Below are 20,249 nucleotides of genomic sequence, written 5' to 3'. Positions count from 1 at the left end.
AAGCCAGCTCCCACAGGTTTCTCGGGTGTTCACATAATCTGTGTTCACTGAAAATCCTGTGGGAGCTGGCTTGCCAGCGATGGGGCCAGACCAGCCAGCACAAATCTATTGCGCAGCTCGCGCTGGCAACAGCTTCAAGGTACTGCGGGTATTGGCCGTCACCTCTTCCTCGCTGAAGTGCGCCTGCACGTACATTCCCTCGATGTACTCTTCGGCCTGATCGTCATAGTGGCTGTCGAACAGCACACCGCTCTGGCCGACCGAGTTGATGGTCAGGCTGTGCGCCGGGTCGGCGAAGTCCACCAGACGCCGCGTCGAAGGCCCGTAAGTCACTGGCCATGGCGCCGGGCCGAGTTTGGCCGAAAGGTTGTTCGGCACTTCGTGGCTGCCCGGTGCAGCGAACGGCCCGACATTGACGATCCGGTCCAGCGGCTTCTGCTGACCCAGCGGATGACCGTGGGTCAGGGTGTGCGCCGTGCCCCATTGCCAGTCCGACGGATTGTCGCCGAGGGTCTGCTTCAGGTGCGCCATGCTCGCCTGCCACGCCGCTTTGACGATGTCGGCGCGGGTCTCCTTGTTCGGCGTGTTGCGGCTGTCCCACCACGGCGAATCGGCGCTCGCCGCCAGGCGCGGCAGCGCGGCGTCGATCACCCGGGTCGATAGCAGCGTCTCGAAGAAATCGTTGCCCAACTCATCGCGCATCGCCGCATCAGCGAGGTCGTAGAGGAACTGGTTGAACACGGTGGCGCTCACCGAATCCAGCGGATAGTCGCCCGGCCACTGCGCCAGTTGCTCGACCAGTTTCAGTTGCGCCGGATCACTCACCACTTCACGCAGCACCGGCAGCAATGGCGCCAGGGTGCGCGGGCCGTAGGCGGTGGTGGTGCCCAGTTGCAGCTTCTGGTTGGCTTCGTTGCTCCATTTCACGCTCTTGTCACTGAGCTGGCGATTGAGCTGCTGGCCGCGATCAGCGAGGTTGTAGTAACCGGGAATCTCCATCCCGGTTGGCGACAGCGGCTGGAAGTTGGCCGAGACGATGTAGCCGCGCGCCGGATTTTCCTCCTGCGGGTTGCTGCTGAACGGGTAGTAGCCATCCTTGTCCGCCTGATTGCTGCTGCCGTCGAGAATGAACTCCGGTTTGACCCCGGCCGGGCGTTTGGGCAACAGCGCCGAGGCCCACCAGGCGATGTCACCCTTGGCGTTGGCGTAAACGATGTTCAGCCCCGGCGCCTGCACCTTCGCCGCTGCGGCGCGGGCCTTGGCCAGGGTGTCGGCGCGGTTGAGCTGGTAGAAACCTTCGAGGATCGGGTTCGGCGTTTCGAGGAATGCCCACCACATGGCGATCGGTGTCTTGCCGGCGGCAGTGCCGAGGGCGTCGTTGACGATCGGGCCGTGGGGCGACTGGCGCAAGGTCAGCGTCACCGGCGCCTGGCCCTTCACCGCGATCTGCTGCTCGGAGCTGAGCAGATCGGTCCACTGGCCGTGGTACCAGACCTGATTCGGGTTGTCCGGGTTGACCTTCTCGGCGATCAGATCCAGATCGTCGTTCTGGAACATGGTCAGGCTCCAGCCGAAATCCAGGTTGTGCCCCAGGAACGCGAACGGCACCAGCGCCTGATGATGGCCGTAAAGCTCAAACCCCGGCGCCGACAGTTGTGCTTCGTACCACACCGAAGGCACCGAGAAACGAATGTGTGGGTCGCCGGCCAGCAGCGGTTTGCCGCTCTGGCTGCGACTGCCGGCAATCACCCAGGCATTGCTGCCTTCGAATTGCGGCAGGCCGTTTTCAACCAGCGCCTGCTCGCTGAGGCGGGCGAGAGCGTTGAGGTCTTTCCAGTCGTCGGCGGCAAGGGTCGGCGTCTTATTGGCGTGACCTTTGGCGAGTACGCCTTGGGGCTGCCAGTCGAGGTCGAAGACGTTGAGGTAATCGGCGCCGAGTTGGTCGCGCACGTAGGTCAGCAACGGCTCGGTGCGAAACGCGGCGGCGAAGCTGTAAGCCATGTAACCGGCGACGCTGATGCTGTCCTCTGCCGTAAACGGCCGCTTGGGGATGCCCAGCACGTCGAACTCGATCGGCGCCGCGTGGCTGTCCTGATACTGGTTGATGCCGTCCAGATAGGCTTGCAGGGCCTTCCACGCCGGTGACTGCTTATCGAGACTGGCGACATAACGGGCGGCGCGTTCGCGGATGCGCAGGCTGCGGAACAGTTTGTCGGTGTCGAGCAGCTTCGGCCCGAGCACTTCGGCCAGTTCGCCACGCGCGAGGCGGCGCATGGCTTCCATCTGGAACAGGCGATCTTGAGCGTGCACGTAGCCGAGGGCGCGATACAGATCGGTTTCGTTCTCGGCACGAATATGCGGCACCCCGCGTTCGTCGTAACGCACCGTCACCGAACCTTGCAGGTTGCGCAGTTCCACCTGGCCCTGACGCGTCGGTTGCTTGCTGTAGAGATAGGCGCCGACGCTGGCGAGCAGGACAACGATGAGCAAGGCAAGAACGGTGAAGACGCGTTTCATGGTGACTCCTTGTGCATGCGGGATTGCCGCCCGTCGGGCTGCAAACAATTAGCACAGACCTTCCGTGCCGTGCATCGCTGTCCTCGAAAAGTCCGGAATGCCTTACTGCACCATCACCGGCCAAGGACAATAACACCCGACCGCCAGGGTGTGCGTGGCGTTGACCGGTCGATCATCCATCAGCGCGTTGAGGATCGGTTCAATAAAGCTGTTGCTGGAGTTGCAGGTCAGGCCTTCGCTGTAGGGGCCGAAGTACGCCAGTTTGCCGCTGCGGTCCCAGATCGCCACGGCGGGGCTGGCCGGTACCTGATCGGAACCGGGCAACACCGTGATGTGTTTCAGATTGCTCAGGGTCGCGGGCAACTGGCCGTGGCTGCCAGCCTTTTGCACGGCGAAGAATTCCACGCCGCGCGGGCCGAACTGCTCGACCATTTCCGTCAGGTGCTGTTGATTGCCGACGTTGCACGGGCAGGCCGGATCCCAGAAGTGCACGAGACGGATTTTGCCGGGCCCGGCCAGTTCATCCGGCAGACGCAGCGAATCACCGGAAAACACCGCGGTGTGCTGACTGAACGCACGCAGATAACGCCCCTGAAACCAGTCGTACGCCGCCCACAGTACCGCGGCACACACAAGCGCGAGCAGGCTGGCAAACAGTGCGGTGCGGTAGGGCGAGCGCATGGTTTTTCGATCCTCGAAGGGGGGCTAGCTTGCCATGCTTGCCGCAACAGATGAATATCGCAGGCCGATAAAGTCTGTTTACCGCTTTGGAATACCCGCATGCCTGACACTTTCGATGCCGATCATTTACGCGCCAGCCTCAAGCCTTTGGCCCAGTGGCAGCCGTTGTCGGACGAGGCGAAGGTGTATCAGCGGTTTTATAAAACCGATTTCCCCGAGCGCGATGTCTGGCGCGGCATGGGCCGGTTCGAAGTGGACGGGTATGAGCTGGTCAGCCATTGCTGGTGGCCGGAGAAGGTCAAGGGCACGCTGTTTCTGCTGCACGGTTTTTACGATCACACCGGGCTGTACCGGCATGTCATCGAGTGGGCACTGGATCAGGATTTTGCTGTTATCGCCTGCGACTTGCCGGGGCATGGTTTGTCGAGTGGGCCGCGGGCGAACATCCGTGATTTCTCTGAATATCAGGACGCCTTGCAGGCGCTGTTCGCCGAAGCCGCTTCGATTGCCCTGCCGCAACCCTGGCACCTGTGCGGACAAAGCACCGGCGGCGCGATCGTCGTCGACCATGTACTCAATCATGGCGAGGGCAGCCCGGCGCAAGGTCATTTGATTCTGTTGGCACCGCTGGTGCGTCCGCGCGCCTGGGGCTGGTCGCAGCTCAGTTATTACCTGCTCAGACCTTTCGTGCGAGGCATCGCCCGGCGCTTCAGCGAGAACTCCAACGACCCGGATTTCCTGCCGTTTCTGCAGGCCGATCCGTTACAGCCCAAACGCTTGCCGACCGCGTGGGTCGGTGCACTGTCGCGCTGGATCATCCGCGTCGAGCACGCGAAAAAAAGTCCGCGACGGCCGCTGATCATTCAGGGGCAGGCGGACATGACCGTGGACTGGCAGCACAACTTGCAGGTGCTGAAGTGGAAATTCGACCGGCCGCAGATTCTGTTGCTGCCGCAGGCGCGGCATCATCTGGCGAACGAGACGCTGGAGATGCGCGAGGAGTATTTCGAGTTTCTGAACAAGCGGATCAGGGGGCGGAATCTCTAGGGGAGTTGCTGGCCTCATCGCTGGCAAGCCAGCTCCCACAGGTTTTCCGGCGTTCACAAACTCTGTATTAGATGAAAATCCTTGTGGGAGCTGGCTTGCCAGCGATGGCGGTCTGAAAGGTGATAAAGCTTACTGGCCAAGGTTCGAAGTGCTTTGCCCCACCGCCAACCCGGCCCGGATCGCTGCGAGCGCCGCCTGGTAATACGCCTTGCCCTCGCTGGACTCGGCAAAGGTCGCGAACTGCTCCAGCTCGTCGTCCGACAGATCGCGATAAACGTAGAGCAGCGTGTTGTTCAAATCGGCACCGATCTGCTCCATCAGGCGCTGGCGCTGGCCGTTCAGCATGCCTTGCGCCTGACCGCCGCCGAGCAGGCCGGGAATCATCGAACTCAAGCTGTCCGCCGCCACGCCGGCAATCGCCAGGCTGACTTCGGCGCCGGCCTCGCGCGCCGGCAGCGCTTGCGCCAGATGGCCGATGATCAGCAGACGGCTGTCGCTGACCTGCATCTTCGGCAAGCCTTTGGCGTTCTTCGCCAGTTGATCGCGACGGGTGGCGAGCAATTCAGCGGCGACGATTTTCTTGCCCAGTGGCGATTGAAAGAACGTCAGCGCCGGTTGTGGATCGGCCAAGTGCTGGCGCAATTGCGCTTCGGCACGCTGATCCATGGCCTGGGGAGCGAAGCGCTGGTTGCTGTTGTTGACCAGGGCCTGAAACACCGCCGGTGGCAGGTTGTTCTGGTAGCGCTGCTGCGCGGCACTCAGGGCATCGTTGAAATGCGCACGTTGATCTGGCCAGCCGGCGATCTTGTACAACTGATCGTGGCCGTCCGCCCAAGCGGGCAAAACGCAGAACATCAACAGTGAAAAAAGCAAACGGCGCATAGGGACTCCTGTCAGCAGCGGACTATTCTCCGTGCGGTGCTGGTACTTGTCGAGAATTCGTATCAAGCCGCCGCGTGGCTCTGTCGGATTTCCTGCCGCCGGCATACTATGCGCGCCATGCAAATATCCTCTGAACACCCGCTGCTGTTACGTATCGTCGACGACCTGGCCGAACACGGCTGGTCGCAGCAGAACATTTTCCTGCCCGCGGGTTTGACCCGTGAGCTGGCGGCCGAGTGCCGCAAACGTGAGGCCGAGGGCGAACTGGCGCCGGCAGCGGTAGGCCGTGGGCCGTTTTCGGAGATTCGCGAGGGCATTCGTGGCGACCACATCCAGTGGATCGACCCGGGCCAGGCCGAGGCCAGCGACCGTTATCTGAATCTGATGGAGAGTCTGCGCGAGGCGCTCAATCGCGGGTTGTTCCTCGGGCTTGAGGATTTCGAGTGCCACTTCGCCCTGTATCCGCCGGGCGCGTTCTACCGCAAGCACGTCGACCGTTTTCGCGACGATGACCGGCGCATGGTCTCGGCGGTGGTCTACCTCAATGACGCCTGGCTGCCGGAAGACGGCGGTCAGTTGCGCATGTACCTGAGCGAAGACCGGGTGCATGACGTGCAACCCACCGGCGGCTGCCTGGTGGTGTTCCTCTCTGGCGAAGTGCCGCATGAAGTGTTGCCGGCGCATCGCGAGCGCCTGTCGCTGACCGGCTGGTTTCGTCGTCGTGGCAACGAGCCGTTCTGAGATGCAGAAGATTCTGGTCAGCCGTTGCCTGTTGGGCCACCGCGTGCGTTACGACGGCGGGGCCAGCGGGCCGTTCGACTTGCTCGAACAGTGGATCGCCGAAGGCCGTGTAGTGCCGCTGTGTCCGGAAGTGGCCGGTGGTTTGCCGACCCCGCGTGCTGCGGCGGAAATCCCGGGTGGGCAGGGCGCCGACGTGCTCGATGGCAAGGCGGCGGTGATCACCACCGAGGGCGAGAACGTCAGCGCGCAGTTTCTCGACGGCGCGCGGCAGGCGCTGGCGCTGGTGCAGAAACACGGCATCCGCGTCGCGGTGCTCAAGGCCAACAGCCCTTCCTGCGGGAATCTGCTGACTTATGACGGGACGTTCAGTGGGGTGAAGGTCTCGGGAGAAGGCGTGACGGCTGCGCTGCTCAAACGCCATGGGGTTCAAGTCTTCAGTGAACTCGAACTTTCTCAGGCCTCCATGGCCCTGGCCCACCTCGACTAAAAGCCCACCAAAGACCGTCTGTAGGAGCTGTCGAGTGAAACGAGGCTGCGATCTTTTGATCTTCAAAATCAAGATCAAAAGATCGCAGCCTGCGGCAGCTCCTACGGTTCGGTGAACCACTTCGCGGACAACGCCGCCAACCGCCCATCGGCCTTGATCCGCTGCAACGCACCTTCCAGGCTGGCGTGAAATGCCGGATTACCCTTCTGAAACGGAATCGCCAGCTCCACCGGGGTCGCTTTCGGCTTCTCTTCGGTCAGCGCCTGCACCAGCACCATTGGCCGTGGCTGCTCATCTTTCTTCGCCCATAGCTGCGAGTCGACCTTGCCGTAAGGCTCGCTGACGTCGAAACGATCCTTGAGTTCAGGTGTCAGTGCTATGTGGTTGAGCGCGACGTCGTACTTGCCGCTTTCAACGCCCTGGAGCAGGTCGGCTTCGTCGGTGACGATGAAGTCGGCGCGTACATCCAGCTCGTTGGCCAGCAGTTGCCCAAGCTCGACCTCGAACCCCGTGAGTGTGTCGCCATCCTTGAAATTGAAGGGCGGTGTATTAGCCTCAAGGGCAATGCGCAACTCGCCACGGTCGTTGATGTCATCAATCAGTTCGGCGTGAGCCAACGGGCTCAGAAGGGGTAGCAGGCAGATCAGGCCAGGCAGAAGGCGCATGGTCACTCCTTTGAAATCATTATTGCGATGCTCTGAGTCAGGCTCGCTTTGCTATGGTTGTCGAGTGCCTTCGACAACGAATGGTCATGAAGTTGTCATGACCGCGCGGATTTTACGGAAAAACTGGAGAAGAGAATGAAAACGTTTATGTCACGAGCAGCCTTGGCTGGCCTGTTGATGGGTGTTTCAGTGCTGGCCAGTGCAGCGACCCCGGCGCCTAAAGGTGCCGAAGTGTTCATCGTTTCTCCCGAAGACGGGGCCACGGTTTCTCAGGAGTTCAAGGTCAAGTTCGGGGTCAAGGACGTTGCGCTGGCACCGGCCGGTGACGTTACCAAGAATACCGGTCACCATCACCTGCTGATCGACGTCGACCAAATGCCGGCGGCGGGCGCGCCGATTCCGAATGATGCCAACCACATGCACTTCGGCAAGGCGCAGACCGAGGCCACGATCAAACTGGCCCCGGGCAAGCACACCTTGCAGCTGGAGCTGGGCGACAGCGGCCACATGCCGTTCGATCCGCCGATCGTGTCGAAGAAAATCACCGTCAACGTCAAATAAGTTTTCGGCGTTGCATGAAAAAGGGAGCCCGAAGGCTCCCTTTTTCATTGCTCGGCGTTCGATCAGAACAGCACGCGGCTACGGATGGTGCCGTTGACGTGTTGCAGCTTCTCTTGCGCCAGCTCCGAGTACTCGGCGTCGACGTCGATCACCACGTAACCGACTTTCTCGTTGGTCTGCAGGAACTGACCGGAGATGTTGATGCCGTTTTCGGCGAAGACCTTGTTGATCTCGCTCATCACACCCGGAATGTTCTCGTGGATGTGCAGCAGACGGTGTTTGCCAGGGTGAGCCGGCAGGGCCACTTCCGGGAAGTTCACCGACGACACCGAAGTACCGTTGTCGCTGTACTTGACCAGTTTCTCCGCCACTTCCAGACCGATGTTGGCCTGGGCTTCGGCAGTCGAACCACCGATGTGCGGGGTCAGGATCACGTTGTCCAGGCCACGCAGCGGGCTTTCGAACTCTTCGTCGTTGGAGCGTGGCTCCACCGGGAACACGTCGATGGCCGCGCCGATCAGGTGCTTGTCCTTGATCGCGTCCGCCAGGGCGTCCAGCTCGACCACGGTGCCGCGCGCGGCGTTGATCAGGATGCCGCCCTTCTTGATGGCGCGGATTTCCTTCTCGCCGATCATCCACTGGGTCGCAGCGGTTTCCGGAACGTGCAGGGTGACGATGTCGGACATGCCCAGCAGCTCGTGCAGGTTGCCGACCTGAGTGGCGTTGCCCAGCGGCAGCTTGGTCACGGTGTCGTAGAAGAACACCTGCATCCCTAAGCCTTCAGCCAGAACCGACAGCTGCGTACCGATCGAGCCGTAGCCGACGATGCCCAGTTTCTTGCCACGGATCTCGAAGGAGTTGGCTGCGGACTTGATCCAGCCGCCACGGTGGCAGGACGCGTTTTTCTCAGGAATGCCGCGCAGCAGCAGGATCGCTTCGGCCAGCACCAGTTCCGCGACGGAGCGGGTGTTGGAGTACGGCGCGTTGAACACGGCGATACCGCGCTCGCGGGCAGCACTCAGGTCAACCTGGTTGGTGCCGATGCAGAAACAGCCGACCGCGACCAGCTTCTTCGCGTGATCGAAGATCTCTTCGGTCAGTTGGGTGCGCGAACGAATGCCGATGAAGTGAGCATCAGCGATCTTTTCCTTGAGCTCGGCTTCCGGCAAGGAGCCTGTCAGGTATTCGATGCTGGTGTAGCCCGCCGCCTTGAGGACGTCGACAGCCGATTGGTGGACGCCTTCGAGAAGAAGGAACTTGATCTTGCTCTTATCGAGAGAAGTCTTGCTCATCTGCGTAAACCTGTATCCCGGAGAAAAATGGCAGGAAATGGTCAACAGACATTGACCTGGACGACAAGAAAGCCGTCACCGCAGAACTGGCCTTGGGCACTGGCCTGCGGGGTCGGTATGCTAGCATAGCCACCCCGCGAAACACTCATTCCTGCGACGTGAAGCGTCTTCAGGATGACCATGAATTGTTCGAGAGTTCTGTCGATGACCAATCCTGCCCTGATTGATGAACTGAAGACCCTGGTCGAGCCTGGCAAGGTCCTGACCGACGCCGACTCCCTGAATGCGTACGGCAAGGATTGGACCAAGCACTTCGCGCCCGCGCCAAGCGCCATCGTGTTTCCCAAGACCATCGAGCAGGTGCAGGCCGTCGTCCGCTGGGCCAATACCCACAAAGTGGCGCTGGTGCCATCCGGCGGGCGCACCGGGCTGTCCGCCGCCGCCGTCGCCGCGAATGGCGAACTGGTGGTGTCGTTCGACTACATGAACCAGATTCTCGACGTGAACCTCACCGATCGCACCGCCGTCTGCCAGCCCGGCGTGGTCACCGAACACCTGCAAAACGTCGCCGAAGAAAACGGCCTGTATTACCCGGTGGATTTCGCGTCGGCCGGTTCCAGTCAGATTGGCGGCAATATCGGCACCAATGCCGGCGGAATCAAGGTGATTCGCTACGGCATGACCCGTAACTGGGTCGCCGGCCTGAAAGTGGTCACCGGCAAGGGCGATGTGCTGGAGCTGAATAAAGACCTGATCAAGAACGCCACCGGTTACGACCTGCGCCAGCTGTTCATCGGCGCCGAGGGCACCTTGGGTTTTGTGGTCGAAGCGACCATGCGTCTGGATCGTGCGCCGAAAAACCTCACCGCGATGGTCCTTGGCACCGCTGATTTCGATTCGATCATGCCGGTGCTGCACGCCTTTCAGGGCAAGCTTGACCTGACCGCGTTCGAATTCTTCTCTGACAAGGCCCTGGCCAAAGTGCTGGGCCGTGGCGACGTACCGGCGCCGTTCGACACCGAGTGCCCGTTCTATGCGTTGCTGGAATTCGAAGCAACCAGCGAAGAAGTGGCCAACACCGCGCTGGAAACCTTCGAACACTGCGTCGAGCAGGGCTGGGTGCTGGACGGCGTGATGAGCCAGAGCGAAACCCAGCTGCACAACCTGTGGAAGCTGCGCGAGTACATTTCCGAAACCATCTCGCACTGGACGCCGTACAAGAACGACATCTCGGTCACTGTGTCGAAAGTCCCGGCATTCCTGCAGGAAATCGACGCGATCGTCGGTGAACATTACCCGGACTTCGAAATCGTCTGGTTCGGCCACATCGGCGACGGCAACCTGCACCTGAATATTCTCAAGCCGGATAACCTGAGCAAGGACGAGTTCTTCGCCAAGTGTGCGACCGTCAACAAGTGGGTGTTCGAAACCGTCGAGAAATACAACGGCTCGATCTCCGCCGAACATGGCGTGGGCATGACCAAGCGCGACTACTTGACGTACAGCCGTTCGCCGGTCGAAATCGAGTACATGAAGGCGGTCAAAGCGGTGTTCGACCCGAACGGCATCATGAACCCGGGCAAGATCTTCGCGGTTTGATTGGCAATCCCCTGAATCAATGAAGGCAGGAGTCGGTAAATGAGCTATCAGCACCAGTACGTCGACGGCACGCGCATTCACTTCCCGATCGGGAAAGTGGTGTGCATTGGCCGTAATTACGCCGAACACGCCAAGGAACTGGACAATCCGGTGCCTACCGAACCGTTGCTGTTCATCAAGCCGGGCAGTTGCGTGGTGCCGCTGGAAGGCGGGTTCAGCATTCCGACCGAGCGCGGCTCGGTGCACTACGAAGCGGAAATCGCCGTGTTGATCGGCAAGCCGCTGTCGACCAAGCCGAGCCGCGAAGAAGTGCTGGATGCGATCTCCGGCTTTGCTCCGGCGCTGGATTTGACCCTGCGCGACAAGCAGGCCGAGCTCAAGTCCAAGGGCCTGCCATGGGAAATCGCCAAGTCGTTCGATGGCGCGGCGGTGATCGCGCCGTTCGTGGTCGGCAGCACGTTCCCAGACCTGACCGACATCGGCATTCGCCTGACCATCAACGGTGAAGTGCGTCAGGACGGCAACAGCAGCGCGATGCTCAACCCGATCGTGCCGATGATCCAGCACATGGCCGGCTGCTTTTCGCTGCAGGCCGGCGACGTGATCCTCACCGGCACGCCAGTGGGCGTCGGCCCGCTGAATGTCGGCGACGACATTGTGCTGGAACTGGTTGGCGCGAGCAGCTTCAGCAGCAGCGTGCGCTGACCGAACGCATCCGATACACAGCAACTGTGGCGAGGGAGCTTGCTCCCGCTGGACTGCGCAGCAGGCCCTTGAAAAGCAGGGTCGCTTCGCGCCCCAGCGGGAGCAAGCTCCCTCGCCACAATAAATCCCCTCACAACAGGGCTCACTCCCACACTGGTTATGTTTCGCGGCTCGCAAAGCCGCACGGCAATCCCGCCATTTGCCGTTTTTTTCACATTCTGTCCGGATAATTCTTCTCATTCTGGCGTCTGAGCCGGCCTCTTTGTGCTATTACCCATAGCCTGAATTTTCGGAACGCGTCCCTGATGTCAGCTCAAACACAGCTCAATCCTCCTCGTCGCTCACGTTTTGCCCTGCGCTGGTATGTCTGGCTGTTGCTGGTGCTTGCCGCTGTGTATGGCCTGGCGTTTGCCATGCATTGGGACGACCGTGCCCTGCTCTGGTTGCGCGAGCGGTTCGAAAGCCAGGCCGAGCAGAAAGCGAGCATCTGGTTGCCGGACTATCGTGTGGTCATCGACGGTAAATTGCTGCCGGGCATGGAAAAGGACGAGGCCTCTGACCTGTCCTACAACCCGCAGACCAAAACCCTGTTTTCAGTGATGGGCAAGAACCCGTTCCTGGTCGAACTGACCCTGCAGGGGAATGTGCTGCGCAAGATGCCGCTGGTGGGCTGGAGCAATCCGGAAGGCGTGACCGTGTTGCAAAACGGCCTGATGGCGATCGTTGATGAGCGCGAACACCTGCTCTCCATCGTCAAGGTCGATGCCGAAACCCGCGAACTGCAGCGCGACCAATTCCCGAAATACGACCTGGGCCCCTCGAAAGACCAGAACAAGGCGTTCGAGGCGATCACCTGGGATCCGCGCAACCAGCAGTTGCTGCTGGGCGAAGAGCGGCCGCCAGCGCTGTTCACCTGGAAAAGCGACGGCAGCCAGAGCCTCAAGGGTGACAAGCAGAAGCTGGCCAATGATGAGCTGGATATCCGCAACCTCTCGGCGCTGGCCATCGACCCGCGTACCGGCCACACCTTGGTGCTGTCCGCCGATTCGCATCTGTTGCTGGAGCTGGACGAGAAGGGCGAGCAAGTCAGCTTCATGACCCTGCTGGGCGGCTTCAACGGTTTGAAGAGCACCATTCCCCGCGCCGAAGGCGTGACCATGGACGACGCGGGTACGCTGTACATGGTCAGTGAGCCGAACCTGTTCTACCGCTTCGAAAAGCAAAAATAACCACCGTTCACTAATCCTCGTGTAGGAGCTGCCGCAGGCTGCGATCTTTTGCTTTTGTTTTTCAAGATCAAAAGATCGCAGCCTGCGGCAGCTCCTACACAGGGGCGTCTTGTGGCCTGAGGCAAGTGGCCATTAAGCTTCAGTTCAGACAGGCGTGATATTTCATCCGCCTGTTTTGATCCCGAGCCTGCCTGAATGCGTCGACTTGCCCGTCCCAAGCCCCTGTTTGCCATCCTGTCAGTGATTGCCCTGATCGCGTTGATCGCGATCGGCCAATACCTGCGCCTGTTCGAGCGCGCCTGGTTCAACCTGCACAGCGTGTGGCAACCATTAAGCAGCCAGGCCATCGGCCTGGATCAGTACCAGGTCGAGGTCGAGGCTCGGGTCATCGACGGGCTGAACGACGATGTGTCGGCGCTGACCTACGATCCGCTGCGCAAAAGCCTGTTCACCGTGACCAATAAGCACGCCGAATTGGTCGAGTTGTCGCTCGACGGCAAGATCCTGCGGCGCATCGCACTGATCGGCTTTGGCGATGCGGAAGCGGTGGAGTTCATCAGCGCCGACACCTACGTGATTACCGACGAGCGAGAGCAACGGCTGATCAAGGTGCATCTTGAGCAGGACACGACCTTCCTCGATGCGGCGGATGCCGAACAGATGACACTTGGCGTGCACATGAGCGGCAACAAGGGCTTCGAGGGCCTGGCGTATGACTCGGTGGGCAAACGCCTGTTCGTGGCCAAGGAGCGCGACCCGATGCTGATTTATGAAGTGCACGGATTTCCGCACTTCAATCCGGAAAAATCCTACGCGGTGCACGTGATCAATAATCCCAAGCGCGATGCGGGGATGTTCGTGCGCGATCTGTCGAGCCTGCAATACGACGAGCGCAGCGGCCATTTGCTGGCGCTGTCCGACGAGTCGGGGCTGATTCTTGAACTGGATGTTGATGGACGTCCGCTGAGCACCTTGTCGCTGAACAAGGGCCGGCAGGGTTTGCACAAGAGCGTGCCGCAAGCCGAAGGCATGGCGATGGATGATGACGGAACGTTGTATCTGGTGAGTGAGCCGAATCTGTTTTACGTCTTTAAAAAGCCTATCCAGCCCTAATCAACACCATAAAACACTGTGGGAGCTGGCTTGCCAGCGATGGCGGTCTGTTCAGTCAACATCGTTGCTGAGTCTGACGACCTCATCGCTGGCAAGCCAGCTCCCACAGGTTTATTCGTCTGCCCATCAATTGTAGGCGGCTGACTTACTCAGCCTTCAGCGTTTTTACACCTTCGCTGGTGCCCAGCAACAGCAGATCCGCCGGGCGCGCCGCGAACAGGCCGTTGGTGACCACGCCGACGATCGCGTTGATCTGCGCTTCCAGCTCCACCGGGTTGGTGATCTGCAGGTTATGCACGTCGAGGATGATGTTGCCGTTGTCGGTCAGCACGCCTTCGCGGTACACCGGGTCGCCGCCCAGTTTCACCAGTTGGCGGGCGACGTGGCTGCGGGCCATCGGGATCACTTCCACCGGCAGCGGGAATTCGCCCAGCACCGGCACCAGTTTGCTGGCGTCGGCGATGCAGATGAAGGTCTTGGCCACGGCCGCGACGATCTTCTCGCGGGTCAGGGCGGCGCCGCCGCCCTTGATCAGGTTCAGGTGCGCGTCACTCTCGTCGGCGCCGTCGACGTAGAACTCGAGGTCGCTGACGGTGTTCAGCTCATACACCGGAATGCCGTGGCCCTTGAGGCGCGCGGCAGTGGCTTCGGAACTGGCGACCGCGCCATCGAACGCGCCCTTGTGCTGGGCCAGCGCATCGATGAAGCAGTTGGCGGTGGAGCCGGTGCCGACCCCGACGATGCTCTTGTCATCGAGTTTCGGGAGGATGAAGTCGACGGCGGCCTGAGCCACTGCCTGTTTGAGTTGATCCTGGGTCATGCGGGCTCCGGAAGCGGGCAAGGTGAGTTCGGAAAGGCCGGCATTATAGCCGCAAGCCGGGCTAAAACCTCCTGATTCGTGTGGTCGCACGGGCAAAAGCCGGGTTAGACTCCTTGGCCCTGCCCAACCGCTCAGTGATGCTTTCCGATGCTCGAACAGTACGTCAAAAAGATCCTCACCTCGCGCGTTTATGACGTTGCCGTAGAAACCCCGCTGCAGAACGCTCGCCAGCTCTCCGAGCGGCTGGGCAATGACATTTGGCTCAAGCGTGAAGACTTGCAGCCAGTGTTCTCGTTCAAGATTCGCGGCGCCTACAACAAGCTGACCCAGCTGACCGACGAAGAGCGCGCCCGTGGCGTGGTCACCGCGTCGGCGGGCAACCATGCGCAGGGTCTGGCGCTGGCGGCGAAAGTGCTGGGCGTGAAAGCGACCATCGTCATGCCCAAGACCACTCCGGAGATCAAGGTCGAAGGCGTGCGCTCGCGTGGCGGCAAAGTCGTGCTGCACGGCGATTCGTTCCCGGAAGCACTGGCCTACTCGCTGAAACTGGTCGATGAAAAGGGTTACGTCTACATCCACCCGTACGACGATCCGCACACCATTGCCGGGCAGGGCACCGTGGCGATGGAAATTCTGCGCCAGCACCCGCAACCGCTGGACGCGATCTTCGTGCCGGTCGGCGGCGGCGGTCTGATTGCCGGTATCGCGGCGTACGTGAAATACCTGCGTCCGGACATCAAGGTCATCGGCGTCGAGCCGGACGACTCCAACTGCCTGCAAGCGGCCATGGCCGCCGGTGAGCGCGTGGTACTGCCGACCGTGGGCATCTTCGCCGACGGCGTGGCGGTGGCACAGATCGGCCAGCACACCTTCGACATCTGCAAAGACTACGTCGACGAAGTGATTACTGTCAGCACCGACGAGATCTGCGCGGCAATCAAGGATATCTACGACGATACCCGCTCGATCACCGAACCTGCCGGCGCCTTGGGCGTGACCGGAATCAAGAAGTACGTCGAACTGCGCGGCGTCAGCGGCCAGACCTTCGTCGCCATCGACTCTGGAGCCAACGTCAACTTCGACCGCCTGCGCCACGTCGCCGAGCGCGCCGAGCTGGGCGAGGGTCGCGAGGCGATCATCGCCGTGACCATTCCTGAGAAGGCCGGCAGCTTCAAAGCCTTCTGCGAAGCGATCGGCAAACGCCAGATCACCGAATTCAACTACCGCTACAACACCGGCAGCGAAGCGCACATCTTCGTCGGCGTGCAGACTCACCCGGAAAACGACCCGCGCAGCGCGCTGCTGGCGAGCCTGACCGAGCAGGGTTTCCCGGTACTCGACCTGACCGACAACGAACTGGCCAAGTTGCACATTCGTCACATGGTGGGTGGCCATGCGGCGCACGTGATCGACGAGTTGGTGTTCCGCTTCGAATTCCCGGAGCGCCCGGGTGCGCTGTTCAACTTCCTCAACAAGCTCGGCGGGCGCTGGAACATCTCGATGTTCCACTACCGCAACCACGGCGCAGCTGACGGCCGTGTGGTCGCGGGCCTGCAAGTACCGCATGACGAGCGCCATCTGGTGCCGGCGGCGCTTGAGGAAATCGGTTATCCGTACTGGGATGAAAGCGAAAACCCGGCCTATCAGTTGTTTCTCGGCTGAGCGGCTACGCTGATGGGCAGGCCCTGAGGAAATCGAACAATGGAAACGTTAACTGCCCTGAAAACCGCGCACATGGTCGCCACTGTAGTATTGCTGGCCGGTGCGCTGGGACTGGGAGTCTGGGTGTTTCTGGCAAAACGCAAGGGTGATGCAGCGGCGGGCAGCCGCACCTTGCAACGGCCACGGGTGTTCATCTGGCTGTTGATGGGCCTGGCACTGTTGAGCATGCCGTTCACGGGCTGGGGTATGGTGCATCTGGTCGGCTGGCCGCTGGGGCAGACCTGGCTGCTGGCCTCCAGCGTGCTGTACACCGTGGCGGCGCTGGCGTGGTTCTGGTTGCTGGTGCGGTTGAATCGCTTGCGCAAGGCGCCGGGCGGGGTGGGGCGGTTCAGCCTGGCCTTGGCGTTGTTCAGCTTTGTCTGCTTTATCGCCATTGCCGGGTTGATGGGCGCCAAGCCTGTTTAAAGCTTGAGACCGCGTTGCTTTAATCGCTGGCAAGCCAGCTCCCACAGGATCTGTAGCGAACACAAATGGTGTGACCACCTGAAAAACCTGTGGGAGCTGGCTTGCCAGCGATAGCTATATCAGCCGCGCAGACTAATGACTGGCCAGCCCCGCTTCTCGGCTTCGGCCCGCAGATTCGGATCCGGATCCACTGCCACCGGGTTCGCCACCTGCTCCAGCAGCGGCAGGTCATTCATCGAGTCGCTGTAGAAATAGCTGTCATCCAGCGAATGCCCGGTTTCCTCCAGCCAGCGATTCAGGCGCGTCACCTTGCCTTCGCGGAAGCACGGAATGTCGGTGCTGCGCCCGGTGTAGCGGCCATCGACCATCTCGCACTCGGTGGCGATCAGGGTTTCAACGCCCAGACGCACGGCAATCGGCGCGGTGACGAAGCGGTTGGTTGCAGTGATGATCACCAGTTCGTCACCGGCGTCACGGTGCTGTTTCAGCAACTCCAGCGCCTTGGGCAGCATGATCGGCTCAATGCAGTCGCGCATGTAATCGTTATGCCACTGCTCAAGCACGGCCATTTCGGTGCGGCCGAGGATTTCCAGGCAGAAGTTCAGGTACGCGGCGTTATCCAGCTGGCCGGCCAGGTAATCCTGATAGAACTCGTCGTTGCGCGTCTTGTACGCCACCGGATCGAGGAAGCCGCGTTCGCACAGATAGTCGCCCCAGGCGTGATCGCTGTCGCCGCCCAGAAGGGTGTTGTCCAAATCGAATAGAGCCAGGCGCATTGCAGTTACCCGCTGAAAAGTCAGTAAAAAGGCGACAAGAATACGGTCTTTTCACAAGAGTGCACATAAGGTAGGAACCTTCGTTGCCGCCTTATCAAGCTTTGTGGAACAATGCGGCGACATGCGTTTGCGAGGTTGTTGCCGTGATCGACCCCGATGGTTTCCGCCCCAATGTCGGGATCATTCTGACGAATGACGCCGGCCAGGTGCTATGGGCTCGCCGTATCAATCAAGATGCCTGGCAGTTTCCGCAAGGGGGAATCAACCCCGAGGAGACGCCGGAAGACGCCTTGTACCGCGAGCTGAACGAAGAAGTTGGCCTGGAACGTGAAGATGTTGAAATACTGGCCTGTACCCGGGGCTGGTTGCGCTATCGTTTGCCGCAACGTCTGGTGCGTACCCACAGCCAACCGCTGTGCATCGGCCAGAAACAGAAATGGTTTCTCCTGCGCCTGATCTCCAACGAGCAAAGGGTGCGGATGGATTTGACCGGTAAACCGGAGTTCGATGGCTGGCGCTGGGTCAGTTATTGGTATCCGTTGGGCCAGGTGGTGACATTCAAGCGCGAGGTGTATCGACGCGCCCTCAAAGAGCTTGCCCCGCGCCTTTTAGCGCGCGACTGACGACGGAGTTCGACCCCGAGCCATGCTCAATACGCTGCGCAAGATCGTCCAGGAAGTTAACTCCGCCAAGGATCTCAAGGCGGCGTTGGGGATTATTGTGTTGCGCGTCAAAGAGGCCATGGGCAGCCAGGTCTGCTCGGTCTACCTGCTTGATCCCGAGACCAACCGCTTCGTCCTGATGGCCACCGAGGGCTTGAACAAGCGCTCGATCGGCAAGGTCAGCATGGCACCCAACGAAGGTCTGGTGGGTCTGGTCGGCACGCGTGAAGAACCCCTGAACCTCGAAAACGCCGCGGATCACCCGCGCTACCGCTACTTCGCCGAGACCGGCGAGGAGCGCTACGCCTCTTTCCTCGGGGCGCCGATCATTCACCACCGCCGCGTCGTCGGCGTGTTGGTCATCCAGCAGAAAGAACGCCGCCAGTTCGACGAAGGTGAAGAAGCCTTCCTCGTGACCATGAGCGCGCAGCTCGCCGGCGTGATCGCCCACGCCGAGGCCACCGGTTCGATCCGTGGCCTGGGCCGTCAGGGCAAGGGCATTCAGGAAGCCAAGTTCGTCGGCGTACCGGGTTCGCCAGGTGCTGCGGTGGGTACCGCGGTGGTCATGCTGCCGCCAGCGGATCTGGACGTGGTGCCGGACAAGCACATCACCGACATCGACGCCGAACTGGCGCTGTTCAAGACCGCCATCGAAGGCGTGCGCGCCGACATGCGCGCCTTGTCCGCCAAACTTGCGACCCAGCTGCGTCCGGAAGAGCGCGCGCTGTTCGACGTCTACCTGATGATGCTCGACGATGCCTCGCTGGGCAGCGAAATCACCACCGTGATCAAGACCGGCCAGTGGGCCCAAGGTGCGTTGCGTCAGGTGGTCACTGAGCACGTCAACCGTTTCGAACTGATGGACGACGCCTACCTGCGCGAGCGTGCGTCGGACGTCAAAGACCTCGGTCGGCGCCTGCTGGCCTACCTGCAGGAAGAGCGTCAGCAGAATCTGGTCTACCCGGAAAAAACCATTCTGGTCAGCGAAGAACTGACGCCGGCCATGCTCGGCGAGGTGCCGGAAGGCACGCTGGTCGGTTTGGTGTCGGTCCTCGGCTCGGGCAACTCCCACGTCGCGATCCTGGCCCGGGCCATGGGCATTCCGACGGTAATGGGCCTGGTCGATCTGCCGTACGCCAAGGTCGACGGCATCGAAGTGATCGTCGATGGTACCCGTGGCGAGGTCTACACCAACCCCGGCGACGTGCTGCGCAAGCAGTTCGCCGAGGTGGTTGAAGAAGAGAAACAACTGGCGCTGGGCCTCGATACCCTGCGTGACCTGCCGTGCGTGACCCTCGACGGGCACCGCATGCCGTTGTGGGTCAACACCGGTCTGCTGGCCGATGTAGCGCGGGCGCAGAAGCGCGGCGCCGAGGGCGTCGGCCTGTACCGCACCGAAGTGCCGTTCATGATCAACCAGCGCTTCCCGAGCGAGAAGGAACAACTGGCGATCTACCGCGAGCAGCTCGCCGCGTTCCACCCGCAACCGGTGACCATGCGCAGCCTGGACATCGGCGGTGACAAATCGCTGTCGTACTTCCCGATCAAGGAAGACAACCCGTTCCTCGGCTGGCGCGGGATTCGCGTGACCCTCGACCATCCGGAAATCTTCCTGGTGCAGACCCGTGCGATGCTCAAGGCCAGCGAAGGCCTGAACAACCTGCGGATCCTGCTGCCGATGATCTCCGGCACCCACGAACTCGAAGAAGCCCTGCACCTGATCCACCGTGCCTGGGGCGAAGTGCGCGACGAAGGCACCGACGTGCCGATGCCGCCGATCGGGGTGATGATCGAGATTCCGGCCGCGGTGTACCAGACCAGGGAACTGGCGCGCCAGGTGGACTTCCTGTCGGTCGGCTCCAACGACCTGACCCAGTACCTGCTGGCGGTCGACCGCAACAACCCGCGAGTGGCCGATCTCTACGACTACCTGCACCCGGCGGTGCTGCAAGCCCTGCAGACCGTGGTGCGCGACGCGCATGCCGAAGGCAAGCCGGTGAGCATCTGCGGCGAAATGGCCGGTGATCCGGCAGCGGCGGTGCTGTTGATGGCGATGGGCTTCGACAGCCTGTCGATGAACGCCACCAACCTGCCGAAAGTGAAGTGGATGCTGCGTCAGATCAACCTGAGCAAGGCCAAGGATCTGCTGGCCGAGCTGATGACCATCGACAACCCGCAGGTTATCCACAGCTCGCTGCAACTGGCGCTGAAGAATCTCGGCTTGTCGAAGATGAATCCGCCGGCGGTCAACAAGGCCCTTTAAAAGGCTGATGGCCTCATCGCTGGCAAGCCAGCTCCCACAAGGATCTCCTGTGAACACTAAAAATGTGTGAACAACGAAGATA

19 protein-coding genes are annotated in these 20,249 nt (G+C 61.1%); 12 read left to right on the top strand and 7 right to left on the bottom strand.

Annotated features, from left to right (window positions below; genetic code table 11):
• Positions 1-105: 105 nt before the first annotated feature.
• Entirely contained in the window at positions 106-2,517 is a 2,412-nt protein-coding gene (locus AC193Q_RS18765) for a penicillin acylase family protein (RefSeq protein WP_483878684.1), read from the bottom strand.
• A gap of 102 nt (positions 2,518-2,619) precedes the next feature.
• Positions 2,620-3,198, bottom strand: a complete 579-nt coding sequence (locus AC193Q_RS18760) for a DUF6436 domain-containing protein (RefSeq protein WP_483878683.1) — start codon at positions 3,196-3,198, stop codon at positions 2,620-2,622.
• A gap of 99 nt (positions 3,199-3,297) precedes the next feature.
• On the opposite strand from AC193Q_RS18760, the gene bipL reads away from it, so the two are divergent.
• The gene (bipL, locus tag AC193Q_RS18755) at positions 3,298-4,245 is read left to right on the top strand and encodes a phospholipase BipL (RefSeq protein ID WP_483878682.1); all 948 of its coding nucleotides are present in this window, start codon (positions 3,298-3,300) and stop codon (positions 4,243-4,245) included.
• A 129-nt stretch (positions 4,246-4,374) separates the two neighbouring features.
• Here bipL and AC193Q_RS18750 read toward each other — a convergent pair whose 3' ends face one another.
• Complete coding sequence (locus AC193Q_RS18750; protein WP_047297189.1) at positions 4,375-5,127, bottom strand: DUF2059 domain-containing protein; 753 nt, start codon at positions 5,125-5,127, stop codon at positions 4,375-4,377.
• Between the two features lie 108 nt (positions 5,128-5,235).
• Here AC193Q_RS18750 and AC193Q_RS18745 point away from each other — a divergent pair, with 108 nt between their 5' ends.
• A complete protein-coding gene (locus tag AC193Q_RS18745) occupies positions 5,236-5,868 on the top strand; it encodes a 2OG-Fe(II) oxygenase (protein WP_047297188.1) in 633 nt (210 codons plus the stop codon).
• 1 nt (position 5,869) lies between these two features.
• Complete coding sequence (locus AC193Q_RS18740; protein ID WP_047297187.1) at positions 5,870-6,355, top strand: 2-thiouracil desulfurase family protein; 486 nt, start codon at positions 5,870-5,872, stop codon at positions 6,353-6,355.
• 101 nt (positions 6,356-6,456) lie between these two features.
• On the opposite strand, the gene AC193Q_RS18735 is transcribed toward AC193Q_RS18740, so the two are convergent.
• Positions 6,457-7,020, bottom strand: coding sequence for a transporter substrate-binding domain-containing protein (locus AC193Q_RS18735; protein WP_131670644.1), 564 nt, complete (start codon positions 7,018-7,020; stop codon positions 6,457-6,459).
• Between the two features lie 135 nt (positions 7,021-7,155).
• Here AC193Q_RS18735 and AC193Q_RS18730 point away from each other — a divergent pair, with 135 nt between their 5' ends.
• Entirely contained in the window at positions 7,156-7,581 is a 426-nt protein-coding gene (locus AC193Q_RS18730; protein WP_041072147.1) for a DUF4399 domain-containing protein, read from the top strand.
• 62 nt (positions 7,582-7,643) lie between these two features.
• Here the strand turns inward: AC193Q_RS18730 and serA are convergent, their stop codons facing one another.
• Positions 7,644-8,873 (bottom strand): phosphoglycerate dehydrogenase, encoded by a 1,230-nt coding sequence (gene serA, locus AC193Q_RS18725; protein WP_003229219.1) that lies wholly within the window; start codon positions 8,871-8,873, stop codon positions 7,644-7,646.
• A 204-nt stretch (positions 8,874-9,077) separates the two neighbouring features.
• On the opposite strand from serA, the gene AC193Q_RS18720 reads away from it, so the two are divergent.
• The 4 genes from AC193Q_RS18720 to AC193Q_RS18705 all read left to right on the top strand — a co-directional run bounded on the left by AC193Q_RS18720 (position 9,078) and on the right by AC193Q_RS18705 (position 13,519).
• Positions 9,078-10,472 (top strand): FAD-binding oxidoreductase, encoded by a 1,395-nt coding sequence (locus tag AC193Q_RS18720; RefSeq protein WP_131670643.1) that lies wholly within the window; start codon positions 9,078-9,080, stop codon positions 10,470-10,472.
• A gap of 39 nt (positions 10,473-10,511) precedes the next feature.
• Positions 10,512-11,177 carry a fumarylacetoacetate hydrolase family protein gene (locus tag AC193Q_RS18715; RefSeq protein WP_027610530.1) on the top strand — a complete coding sequence of 222 codons (666 nt, stop codon included), beginning with the start codon at positions 10,512-10,514 and terminating at the stop codon, positions 11,175-11,177.
• A 305-nt stretch (positions 11,178-11,482) separates the two neighbouring features.
• Complete coding sequence (locus tag AC193Q_RS18710; protein ID WP_483878681.1) at positions 11,483-12,406, top strand: SdiA-regulated domain-containing protein; 924 nt, start codon at positions 11,483-11,485, stop codon at positions 12,404-12,406.
• A 195-nt stretch (positions 12,407-12,601) separates the two neighbouring features.
• The gene (locus AC193Q_RS18705; RefSeq protein WP_483878680.1) at positions 12,602-13,519 is read left to right on the top strand and encodes an SdiA-regulated domain-containing protein; all 918 of its coding nucleotides are present in this window, start codon (positions 12,602-12,604) and stop codon (positions 13,517-13,519) included.
• Between the two features lie 145 nt (positions 13,520-13,664).
• Here the strand turns inward: AC193Q_RS18705 and rpiA are convergent, their stop codons facing one another.
• Positions 13,665-14,339 carry a ribose-5-phosphate isomerase RpiA gene (gene rpiA / locus AC193Q_RS18700; RefSeq protein WP_041072157.1) on the bottom strand — a complete coding sequence of 225 codons (675 nt, stop codon included), beginning with the start codon at positions 14,337-14,339 and terminating at the stop codon, positions 13,665-13,667.
• A gap of 147 nt (positions 14,340-14,486) precedes the next feature.
• Here rpiA and ilvA point away from each other — a divergent pair, with 147 nt between their 5' ends.
• Positions 14,487-16,001 (top strand): threonine ammonia-lyase, biosynthetic, encoded by a 1,515-nt coding sequence (gene ilvA, locus AC193Q_RS18695; RefSeq protein ID WP_483878679.1) that lies wholly within the window; start codon positions 14,487-14,489, stop codon positions 15,999-16,001.
• A 39-nt stretch (positions 16,002-16,040) separates the two neighbouring features.
• Positions 16,041-16,466, top strand: coding sequence for a DUF2269 domain-containing protein (locus AC193Q_RS18690; RefSeq protein WP_095668078.1), 426 nt, complete (start codon positions 16,041-16,043; stop codon positions 16,464-16,466).
• A 119-nt stretch (positions 16,467-16,585) separates the two neighbouring features.
• On the opposite strand, the gene AC193Q_RS18685 is transcribed toward AC193Q_RS18690, so the two are convergent.
• Positions 16,586-17,242, bottom strand: coding sequence for a histidinol-phosphatase (locus AC193Q_RS18685; protein WP_095668079.1), 657 nt, complete (start codon positions 17,240-17,242; stop codon positions 16,586-16,588).
• Positions 17,243-17,385: 143 nt separating this feature from the next.
• Here AC193Q_RS18685 and AC193Q_RS18680 point away from each other — a divergent pair, with 143 nt between their 5' ends.
• Both AC193Q_RS18680 and ptsP read left to right on the top strand, forming a co-directional pair.
• Positions 17,386-17,865 carry an RNA pyrophosphohydrolase gene (locus AC193Q_RS18680; RefSeq protein WP_003229203.1) on the top strand — a complete coding sequence of 160 codons (480 nt, stop codon included), beginning with the start codon at positions 17,386-17,388 and terminating at the stop codon, positions 17,863-17,865.
• A gap of 22 nt (positions 17,866-17,887) precedes the next feature.
• Entirely contained in the window at positions 17,888-20,167 is a 2,280-nt protein-coding gene (ptsP, locus tag AC193Q_RS18675; protein ID WP_041072165.1) for a phosphoenolpyruvate--protein phosphotransferase, read from the top strand.
• Positions 20,168-20,249 lie beyond the last annotated feature (82 nt).

It is taken from the genome of Pseudomonas sp. F2 (genome assembly GCF_057174385.1).
The sequence above is the reverse complement of the archived record's forward strand: the minus strand, read 5'-3'. Positions and strand labels throughout refer to the sequence as shown.